Here is a 9,818-nt window from a genome sequence, read left to right on the forward strand (position 1 = left end):
CCGATGCGGGTGGTCAGCCCGTAGCCGTAGGGGAACAACGGGTCGTCGTTCGCGTCCCCGACGTTGATCGGCTCCTGGTCGAGGGTCCGCGGCCAGGTCACCGGCAGCTTGCCGGTGAAGGCCCGGTGCCCGAACAGGTCGTCGGCGACGCCGATGCCCTCGCTGCCGGGCAGCCATCCGGCGACCAGCGAGTCGATCTGGGACAGCAGGTCGGGCGGGATGATCATCGGCCGGCCCGAGACCACCACGACCGTGCAGCTCGCGGCCGCGGCGCACACCGTCTTGATCGCCTGGGTGTCGGCGTCGGAGAGCATCATCGTCTTGGCCGGCCGCGGTACGCCGTTGTCGCCGGGGTCGTAGGCCCACTGCGGCCCGCCGACGTCGCCGTACCCCTCGGCGTAGGGCGTCTCCCCCACCACCACGATGCCGGCGGCGTCGCTCGGCACCGGCGCCGACGCGTCGGCGCTGTAGGTCACCGGCGCCTTCGCCTCGGCCCTGATCCCGTCGAGGATCGTGGTGCCGGGGATGACGTTGGTGGAGCCGCCCTGCCAGGTCAGCGTCCAGCCGCCGGCCTGGTTGCCGATGTTGTCGGCGTTGCTGCCGGCGACGTACACCGGCTGTCGGCCGGGCTCGAGCGGCAGCGTGTGGCCCCTGTTGGTGAGCAGCACCTGCGACTCGGCGGCGGCCCTGCGCGCCACCGCGTGGTGTGCCTTGTCGCCGATGGTCTTCTGCAACGACCGGTTCGTGTAGGGGTGCTCGAACAGACCGAGCTCGAACTTCACCTTCAGGATCCGCGCGACCGCGTCGTCGATCCGACTCATCGGGACGGTGCCGTCGGTCACCAGCGAGGTCAACGTCGACTCGAACTCGGGCGCGCCCGTCGCCGAGCCGGAGTAGGGCTCCATGAACATGTCGATGCCGGCGTTGACGCCCGCTGCCACCTGGTCGGCGTAGGTGCCGGGCAGCTGCCGGATGGCCTGCCAGTCGGAGATGACCAGGCCGTCGAAGCGCTGCTGGCCCTTGAGCCAGCCGGTGATGAGGGCCTTGTTCGCGCTCATCTTGATCGGGTTGCCGAGCCCGTCCTCGGTCCAGTCGACACTGGAGTACGACGGCATCACCGACTGCGCGTGATGCTTGCGGATCGCGTCGACGTACGGCGCCAGGGCGAGCTTGGCGAACTGTGCGTGCGAGACCTCGTCCACGCCCTGGTCGATCGGATAGGCCCCGGTGCCGGCCTTGCTGGCGTCGTAGGTGGTCAGCCCGTCACCGGCGAAGTGCTTGGCGGTGGCGAGCACGTGGTCGGGCTTGGCCAGATCCTTGATCGAGGTGCCCTGGAAGCCGTCGATCGCCGTCTCCATCCGCTCCACGAGCTTGGGGCTCTCGCCGAAGGACTCGTAGGTGCGGCCCCAGCGGTCGTCGCGGGCGACACACAGGCAGGGCGCGAAGACCCACTGCGGGCCCGAGGCCCGCGTCTCGATGGCGGTGATGTGCTCCATCTGCTCGACGAGCTTGGGGTCGCGGGTGGCGCCGAGCCCGATGTTGTGCGGGAAGACGGTCGCACCCTGCATGTTGTTGTCGCCGTGCACCGAGTCGATGCCGTACAGGATCGGGATGTGCAGCCTGGTCTGCAGCGCCTGGGCCTGGAACGTGTCGACCATGTCGGCCCAGGCGGTCGGCGTGTTCGGGGTCGGGACCGAGCCACCGCCGGACAGCACGCTGCCCACGGCCCACGTCTTGACCAGGGTCGGGTCGGCGGTGACGTCGGCACGCTCGGTCTGGGTCATCTGGCCGATCTTCTCGGCCAGGGTCATCCGCGAGAGCAGGTCCTTGACCCGCGCCTTGACCGGGAGTCGGGGGTTCTCGTACGCCGGTGTCGCGGACGCACCGGTCTGGTGGGCCTGGTGGGCCTGGTGGGCTCCGCGGGCCCCGTGGGACCCGGGACGAGCGCCGGCCGGCGAGCCGGTGGCAAGCAGACCGAGCGCGAGTACGCCGGCGGCCCCGGCCGCGAGCAGGCGGCGCGAGGGAATGGGGATGTGGTGCGGCACAGGTGTCTCCTAGCCCGAGAGGGATCACCCGGCGCGCCCGCCACCGGCCCGAGTCGTGGCACCGGCGACGAGTCGCCGGATTGCGCGTGCGCGCACTTGCCACCGTAGGAATGTGACGCAGATCACGTCAAGGTCTCAGAGCTGGTCCCACAGCCACGACGGGCTCAACGTCTGGCCCCAGGCGCCGGCTCGGGCCTGGAGCATCCGGTCGGCGGTCACGACCGTGACCGTGGCGCCACGGGTCGCGGCCGCCTTGGCCTCGGCGACGACGGCGCTGTCCCCGTCACGCGGCGCGTGCACGGTGCGGACGTGGCCGTCGCGGCCGGCACGGACGCCGCCCTTGGCCGCGCCCTCGAGCACCAGCACGATCTCGTCGTACGGCGTGTCCGCCACCAGCAGCCGTTCGTGCAGCCGGCGGGCGGCGCCGGCCCGGTCCTTCCACCATCCGTCGGGTCGGGATCCGACCACGTTGGCGGCGTCGACGACCAGGACGGTGGGCATGGCACGACCTTAGAGGCCTGGGCTCGGCGCCGGCGTCGCGGCACGATGGCTGCATGACCCTCACCGACGAGCAGGTCACCTACCTGCGGACCCAGCGCCTGGGTCGCCTCGCCACGCTCCGCCCCGACGGCGGGCTGCAGAACAACCCGGTCGGCTTCTGGCTCGATGACGAGCGTCGGATCCTGATCGGCGGCCGCGCGCTGGGACGAAGCCAGAAGTTCCGCAACGCACGCGCCCATCCTCAGGTCGCCTTCGTCGTCGACGACCTGGCCTCGGTCGATCCGTGGCGGCCGCGGATGGTCGAGATCCGAGGAACCGCGGAGACGCTGACCGACCAGGAGACCCCGAGCGGCTACTCCGGCGAGCTGATCCGGATCACGCCGGAGCGGGTGATCGCCTTCCTGTGAGGGCTCACTTCAGGTACTTGGAGAAGTCCTGCGGGAGGTTGAGCTGCGCGGCCGCTGCCTCGTAGTCGATCTCCTCGCCACCCGGCACCGCGAACGGGTTCGCCTTCGGTTTGCTCGCCTCGGCGGCCCGCGCCGCCTTGGCCTGCTGGGCGGCCTTGGCCGGGTTGCCGGACCTGCGTGCGCCCTTGCCCTTCTTCTGCTGCGGCGCCTGCCGGGCGCCGGCCCGCTTGCCGAAACCCGCGCCGGGCATCCCCGGCATGCCGGGCATCCCGCCGCCGTTGGCCAGCGACTGCATCATCTTGCGGGCTTCCATGAACCGGTCGACCAGCTGGTTGACGTCGGAGGGCTGGCGGCCCGAGCCCTTGGCGATGCGCAGCCGGCGGGAGCCGTCGATGATCTTCGGGTTGGCCCGCTCGGCCGGTGTCATCGACTGGATGATCGCCTGGATGCGGTCGACCTCACGCTCGTCGAAGTTCGCCAGCTGGTCGCGGAACTGACCCATCCCCGGCAGCATGCCCATCAACTTCGACATCGAGCCGAGCTTGCGAATCTGCTGCATCTGCTTGAGGAAGTCGTCCAGGGTGAAGTCGCCACCGGCGAGCTTCTCCGCGGCTTTGGCCGACTCCTCGGCGTCGAACGCCTTCTCGGCCTGCTCGATCAGGGTGAGCACGTCGCCCATGTCGAGGATCCGGCCCGCCATCCGGTCGGGGTGGAACAGGTCGAAGTCGGTCATCTTCTCGCCGTTGGAGGCGAACATGACCGGCTTGCCGGTGATCGACACGATCGAGAGCGCCGCACCACCACGGGCGTCGCCGTCGAGCTTGGTCAAGACGACCCCGTCGTACCCGACGCCGTCGAGGAATGCCTGTGCCGTGGTCACGGCGTCCTGGCCGATCATCGCGTCCACGACGAAGAGCACCTCGTCGGGCTTGACCGCGTCACGGATGTCGGCGGCCTGCTGCATCATCTCGGCGTCGACGCCGAGACGGCCGGCGGTGTCGACGATGACCACGTCGTGCAGCTTGCGGGTGGCCTCCTCGACCGACTCGCGCGCGACCGCGACCGGGTCGCCCACGCCGTTGCCGGGCTGCGGCGCGAAGACGGGTACGCCGACCCGCTCGCCGTTGACCTGGAGCTGGTTGACCGCGTTGGGGCGCTGGAGGTCGCAGGCCACCAGCAGCGGCGACTTGCCCTGCCCCTTGAGCCAGAGCGCCAGCTTGGCGGCCAGCGTCGTCTTGCCGGCACCCTGGAGGCCGGCGAGCATGATGACCGTCGGCCCGGTCTTGGCGTAGCGCAGTCGGCGGGTCTCACCGCCGAGGATGGCGACGAGCTCCTCGTTGACGATCTTGACGATCTGCTGCGCCGGGTTGAGCGCCTGGCTCACCTCGCTGCCGCGGGCCCGCTCCTTGACGTGGGCGACGAACTCGCGCACCACCGGCAGCGCGACGTCCGCCTCCAGCAGGGCGATCCGGATCTCGCGCGCGGTCGCGTCGATGTCGGCCTCGGAGAGCCGCCCCTTCCCCCGGAGGTTCTTGAAGGTGTCGGCGAGCCGGTCGGAGAGCGTGGCGAACATCAGGTCCTTCTTGCCAGGTGGATCGTCAGGGGGACAGCCTAGTTGGACTCCCCTGACAGTGCCGCACGGACGGCGTGCGCGGCCTGGGCGGCACGCTCGTCGCCGAGCGCTCCGGCCGAGGCCTCCTGGAGGTAGAACACGTCCACCGCCTGCGGCCCGAGGGTATCGACGTGCGCGCTGCGCACCGTGATGCCCAGCGCCGCCAGCGCGGCCGCGACCAGATAGACCACACCGGGCCGGTCGTCGGTGCGCACCTCCAGCACGGTGGCCTGGGTCGACGCCTCCGGGCGGACCGCGACCGCGGGCGCCAGCCTCCCGGGTCCAGTCGGGCGCAGCCGGCCGGACGGGTCCAGCCGGCCCTCGCTGATCGCCTCGAACCGCTCGCGCAGCACGGTCGCGTCCAGATAGGCCTCGGCGACCTCCCAGACGTTGACGGCGTACTCCTCCTGCGACCACGCCCGGGCCGCTCGCACCCCCACCCGCTGCACCGCGAACGTCGCCGCCATGTCGGCCAGCAAGCCGACCCGGTCGGGCGCGATCACCGTCACCCGGGCGCCGTCGGCCAGCGGCTCGACCTGCAGCGACATCCCGCCACGACGGACCTGTTCGGGGATCTCCACCGGCTCATGCGCGTGCGCCGGCATGGTCGGGCCGGCGTCGAGCGCCCGACCAGCCCGCGCGGCCAGGCCGAGGATCAGCCGGGAGCGCCACACCGACCATGCCTTCGGGCTGGCCGCCCGGGCGTCCGCCTCGGTGAGCGCCGTGAGCAGCGCCAGAGTCTCGGCGTCGCCGACCCGCTCCAGGAGTACGTCGAGCGTCGCGGGGTCGTCCGGATCCCGGGTGGTGGCCGTCTCGGCCAGCAGCAGATGCCAGCGCACCAGCGTGCCGATCGTCTCCACCGCGGGTGCGTCGAACCCCATCCGCCGGGCGATGGCGCGTGCGATCGGAGCGCCGGCCACCGAGTGCTCGGTCAGCGAGCCCTTGCCGATGTCGTGCAGCAGCGCGGTGACCAGCAGGACGTCGGGCCGGGCCACGTCGCGGATGTGGTGCGAGGCTTCGATGCAGGTCTCGACCGCGTGCCGGTCCACCGTGAAGCGGTGGATCGTCGAGGCGTGCGGCAGCAGCCGAATCCGCTCCCACTCCGGCAGGATCCCGGCCAGCGCGCCGGTCTCCTCCAGCGTCTCCCACACGTGCAGCAGCCCGCGGCCCGAGGCCAGCAGCCTGACGAACAGCCGGCGGGCCTCCTCCGGCCACGGCTCGGGCAGCGACGCGCCCTGTCGGACCAGCCGGGCGGCCGTCGGCGGAGCGAGGACGACGTCGTGCTCGGCCGCCTCCGCGGCCGCGCGCAGCAGCAGGAGCGGGTCCTGGGCCGGCTTGGCGGTGCGGTCGAGGACGACCTCGCCGTACGCGAGCGCGACGCCGGGAGCCAGCGGGGTCAGGTCCGGGCGCCGCGGCCGGGCGGCGCGCGGCCGGTCGAGGTAGCCGTCGACGCGGCGCCAGGCCAGCCGGGACAGGTGGGTGATCCGGCGACCGCGCTCACGCACCAGCCGCTGTGCCGCCAGCGCGTCGGGTACCTCCAGTCGCTCGGCCAGCTCGGGCCACATCTCGGGGGTGATCCGGTCGGCGGCGCGCCCGGCGAGTTCCTGCACGATGTCGCGCACGTCGAGCAGCGACTGGCGGCACCGCTCCAGCTCGACGTGCGGCACGTCCACCAGCCAGGTCGCGACCAGCGCCTTGAGCACGGTCGCGTCGCGCAGCCCGCCGGCGGCCTCCTTGAGGTCGGGGACGCTGGCATGGGCCAGTTCGCCGAGCAGCTCGTGGCGCGCCATCGTCATGGTCCGCAGCGCGGGCAGTTGGTGGGCGGCCTGCTGGCGCCAGTGCGTCAGCATCGTGGTGCGCAGCCGCAGGGTGAGGTTGGGATCGCCGGCCAGGTGTCGGACGTCGAGCAGGCCGAGCGCGACCCGGATGTCGGACGCAGCGGCGGCCATCTCGGGCAGCGAGCGGACGGCGTGGTCGAGGTTCGCCCCGGCATCCCACATCGGGTACCACAGCCGTGCCGCGGCCTCGCCGAGGTCGACGCCCTCGTCGTGGACGAGCACGACGTCCCAGTCCGAGTACGGCGCCAGCTCGCCCCGACCGTAGCCGCCGACCGCGACGAGGGCGGCCCCGAGCTCGGGGCCGCCCACGTCGGCGTAGGCCTGGGCGCACACCTCGTCGGCGGCCGTCGTACGACGGCTCCGGTCGGCGGCGCTCACGCGGGTGTGTTCTCGACGGCGCTGGCTAGATGGCGGCGTCGTCGCGGTCGCCGGTGCGGACCCGCACGACCGTCTCCAGGGGCGAGACCCAGATCTTGCCGTCACCGATGCGCTCGGTGCGGGCCGACTTCTCGATCGCCGCGACCACCGCGTCGACGTCGCCGTCGGGCACGACGATCTCGATGCGGATCTTGGGCACGAGCGCGATGTCGTACTCCGCGCCGCGGTAGACCTCGGTGTGGCCCTTCTGCCGGCCGTAGCCGCTGACCTCGCTGACCGTCATGCCGGTGACGCCGACCGCCTCCAGGGCGACGCGGATGTCCTCCCATTTGTGCGGCTTGATGACTGCGGTGACGAGCTTCATGTTCTCTCCTCCGACGATGGTCGAGCGCGACGTGATCAGATCATGCCGCACGGGCGGGTGTCGTGACTCAGAGTGCGGCGCCGTCCCGGTCGCCGGTGCGGACCCGCACGACCGTGTCCACCGGGCCGACCCAGACCTTGCCGTCACCGATTCGGCCGGTGCGGGCCGCCTTGACGACCAGGCCGACCACGTCGTCGGCGTCGCCGTCCTCGACGAGGATCTCGATGCGGATCTTGGGCACGAGCGCGATGTCGTACTCCGCGCCGCGGTAGACCTCGGTGTGGCCCTTCTGCCGGCCGTAGCCGCTGGCCTCGCTGACCGTCATGCCGGTCACGCCGAAGGTCTCCAGTGCCTCGCGCACGTCCTCCCAGCGGTGCGGTTTGACCACCGCCGTCACCAGCTTCATGCCAGCACCCCGGTGCCCGGGTTGAGGTCGTAGGCCGACTCGCCGTGCTGATCGCCGTCGATGCCCTCGACCTCAGCCTCGGGGCTGATCCGCCAGCCGATCGTGTACTTGATCGCCAGCGCGATCACGCTGGTCAGCACGCCGGTCCACACGATGGTGAACAGGGCCGCGATCACCTGGTGGCCCAGCGAGCTCAGGCCGCCGCCGTAGAAGAGGCCGTCGATGCCGCCGGGGGCCGACGAGGTGGACAGGAAGCCGATCAGCAGCGTGCCGACCAGGCCGCCGACCAGGTGGACACCGACCACGTCGAGCGAGTCGTCCAGGCCCAGCTTGAACTTCAGCCCGACCGCGACGGCGCACAGCCCGCCGGCGACGGCGCCGATCACGATGGCACCCAGCAGGTTGACCGCGCCGCAGGAGGGCGTGATCGCGACCAGGCCGGCCACGATGCCCGAGGCGGCGCCCAGCGAGGTGGCCTTGCCGTGCACGATCCGCTCCACGACCAGCCAGGCCAACATCGCCGCGGCGGTCGCGACCGTGGTGTTGAGGAAGGTGACCCCGGTCTCGGTCATGAACTGGTGGGTGTCCTTGGGGCCGTTGTCGCCGGCGACGAAGACGATCGAGCCGACGTTGAAGCCATACCAGCCGAACCACAGCAGGCCGGCACCGATCATGGTCAGGGTCAGATTGTGCGGTCGGCCCGACTCACGCGGCCAGCCGATCCGCCGGCCGACGATCAGGGCCAGTACGCCGCCGGCGATGCCGGCGTTGATGTGCACGACCGTGCCGCCGGCGTAGTCCTGGGCCGCCCAGTGGCTGGAGAGCCAGCCGCCGCCCCACACGTTGTGGGCGATCGGGAAGTAGCACAGCGTCAGCCAGATCGGGACGAAGACGACCCACGACGACAGCTTGACCCGATCGGCGATCGAGCCGCTGGCCAGGGCGACGGTGATGGCGGCGAACGTCAGCTGGAAGACGACGCCGACGTAGCTGCCCCACCCCACGTCGTGCAGGCCGAAGAGCGAGAACGGGTTGCCGATCAGCTTGCCGTTGCCGATGCCGTCCCAGCCCTCTGACCAGCCCCACAGCACGAAGACGAGGGTCGCGATGCCGAAGGCGACGAACGAGAGCATCATCATGTTGAGGACCGACTTGGACCGCGTCATGCCGCCGTAGAACAGCGCCAGCGCGGGCACGGTCATCACCAGGACGAAGGCCGTCGCCACCAACATAAAGGCGTAGTAGCCGTCCACTGAACCTCCATGGATTCACATCTCGGGAGGCGAGGGGCCACGACCACCCGTCGTCCGCAGCACACCCGCCGTGATTGCGAGCAACCCTCGGGCGCGCAGGTTTCCGCCCGCGCCGTGCCGTGTTGCGGGCGTGTAACGAGTGGGGACGGCGTGTTACGAGTTGTCGTGCTGACGCTCGACCTCCATGCGGAGGAGCGCCACCTCCTCGGCGAGCGTCCGGATCTGGTCCTCGGTGCGGCCGAGCTCGTAGCTGAGCTGCAGCGTCAGACCGAGCAGGACGACGATCGAGAGGAAGAAGAGTAGGTTCGCCGGCACCTGCAAGCCGAGCAGATCCGCCGCCCCGGTCAGCAGGCCGGGGAACACTGCACCGATGATCGCCGCCAGGGAGAGCACGCCCCACATCACGGCGTACTTCTCCCGTAGCCGGTGCCGACGCAGCAATTCGAAGAGCATCGCCATGATGGCGAGAGCAGAGACGAGGCTCACGAGCTGAGGTCCGTTCATCGCAGCGCCATCCTCTCCTCAGCGGCGATCACGTCGTCGCTGCCCTCGTCGAAGTCGGCCGGCCAACGGCGCACCAGGGCCAGGCCGAGGGCGACCACGGCACGGAAGAGGTAGACGGCGGCGCGAAACGGCGACTGCGACGCCTGGCCGGCGGCGCGAACTCGCATGTCGACCGGCATCTGCGTGACCCGACATCCGGTCCGGACCGCGATCACCAGCGATTCGACCGTGTCACCGAGATACTCGGCGGGGTAGTGAGCTGCGAAGACACGGATCGCACGACGATTCGCCAGCCTGAAGCCGGAGGTGACGTCGGTGAGCCGTGTGCGGGCGATCCGGCTGAGCACCCAGGCCAGCAGGATCATCGCCCAGCGTCGGGGGCCGCGCGCCTGGTAGGTGTCGCCCTCATGTGCGAACCGGGCGCCGACGACCACGTCGGCCTCGTCGAGGCGCTCGAGGAGAGCGGGCAGGAAACGCGGGTCGTGCTGGCCGTCCGCATCGATCTGGACG

At 71.1% G+C, this 9,818-nt stretch carries 10 protein-coding genes; 1 reads left to right on the top strand and 9 read right to left on the bottom strand.

Translation table 11 applies throughout. From position 1 onward, the window contains the following. Positions 1-2,045: glycoside hydrolase family 3 protein (locus VHA72_RS07490; RefSeq protein ID WP_325573822.1), on the bottom strand; the 2,045-nt coding region annotated here is incomplete at its 3' end. A gap of 135 nt (positions 2,046-2,180) precedes the next feature. Further along, a complete protein-coding gene (locus VHA72_RS07495; RefSeq protein WP_325573824.1) occupies positions 2,181-2,546 on the bottom strand; it encodes a hypothetical protein in 366 nt (121 codons plus the stop codon). Positions 2,547-2,599: 53 nt separating this feature from the next. On the opposite strand from VHA72_RS07495, the gene VHA72_RS07500 reads away from it, so the two are divergent. After that, entirely contained in the window at positions 2,600-2,953 is a 354-nt protein-coding gene (locus VHA72_RS07500) for a PPOX class F420-dependent oxidoreductase (protein WP_325573826.1), read from the top strand. 4 nt (positions 2,954-2,957) lie between these two features. Here VHA72_RS07500 and ffh read toward each other — a convergent pair whose 3' ends face one another. The 7 genes from ffh to VHA72_RS07535 form a co-directional block, all read right to left on the bottom strand. Further along, complete coding sequence (gene ffh / locus VHA72_RS07505) at positions 2,958-4,526, bottom strand: signal recognition particle protein (RefSeq protein ID WP_325573828.1); 1,569 nt, start codon at positions 4,524-4,526, stop codon at positions 2,958-2,960. Positions 4,527-4,564: 38 nt separating this feature from the next. Further along, positions 4,565-6,886, bottom strand: a complete 2,322-nt coding sequence (locus tag VHA72_RS07510) for a [protein-PII] uridylyltransferase (protein WP_325573829.1) — start codon at positions 6,884-6,886, stop codon at positions 4,565-4,567. Further along, positions 6,807-7,145: a P-II family nitrogen regulator gene (locus VHA72_RS07515; RefSeq protein ID WP_325573831.1), complete on the bottom strand. Its 339-nt coding sequence runs from the start codon at positions 7,143-7,145 to the stop codon at positions 6,807-6,809. The genes VHA72_RS07510 and VHA72_RS07515 overlap by 80 nt, the downstream gene beginning before the upstream one ends. Positions 7,146-7,212: 67 nt before the next feature. Further along, complete coding sequence (locus tag VHA72_RS07520) at positions 7,213-7,551, bottom strand: P-II family nitrogen regulator (RefSeq protein ID WP_325573833.1); 339 nt, start codon at positions 7,549-7,551, stop codon at positions 7,213-7,215. After that, on the bottom strand, positions 7,548-8,804 hold the full coding sequence (locus tag VHA72_RS07525; protein WP_325573835.1) for an ammonium transporter: 1,257 nt from the start codon (positions 8,802-8,804) through the stop codon (positions 7,548-7,550). Before VHA72_RS07525 ends, VHA72_RS07520 begins: the two co-directional genes overlap by 4 nt. Positions 8,805-8,957: 153 nt before the next feature. After that, positions 8,958-9,308, bottom strand: a complete 351-nt coding sequence (locus VHA72_RS07530) for a DUF2304 domain-containing protein (protein ID WP_325573837.1) — start codon at positions 9,306-9,308, stop codon at positions 8,958-8,960. Beyond that, positions 9,305-9,818 (bottom strand): glycosyltransferase (locus VHA72_RS07535; protein WP_325573839.1); only part of this gene is annotated, 514 nt, incomplete at its 5' end. The genes VHA72_RS07535 and VHA72_RS07530, both read right to left, overlap by 4 nt.

Origin of the sequence: Nocardioides sp., assembly GCF_035547795.1 — a bacterium.
Lineage (GTDB): Bacteria > Actinomycetota > Actinomycetes > Propionibacteriales > Nocardioidaceae > Nocardioides.

Coding starts and splice junctions, on each gene's coding strand:
- VHA72_RS07495 (WP_325573824.1), bottom strand. CDS start 2,546: ATGCCCACCGTCCTGGTCGTCGACGCCGCCAACGTGGTCGGATCCCGA.
- VHA72_RS07500 (WP_325573826.1), top strand. CDS start 2,600: ATGACCCTCACCGACGAGCAGGTCACCTACCTGCGGACCCAGCGCCTG.
- ffh (WP_325573828.1), bottom strand. CDS start 4,526: ATGTTCGCCACGCTCTCCGACCGGCTCGCCGACACCTTCAAGAACCTC.
- VHA72_RS07515 (WP_325573831.1), bottom strand. CDS start 7,145: ATGAAGCTCGTCACCGCAGTCATCAAGCCGCACAAATGGGAGGACATC.
- VHA72_RS07520 (WP_325573833.1), bottom strand. CDS start 7,551: ATGAAGCTGGTGACGGCGGTGGTCAAACCGCACCGCTGGGAGGACGTG.
- VHA72_RS07530 (WP_325573837.1), bottom strand. CDS start 9,308: ATGAACGGACCTCAGCTCGTGAGCCTCGTCTCTGCTCTCGCCATCATG.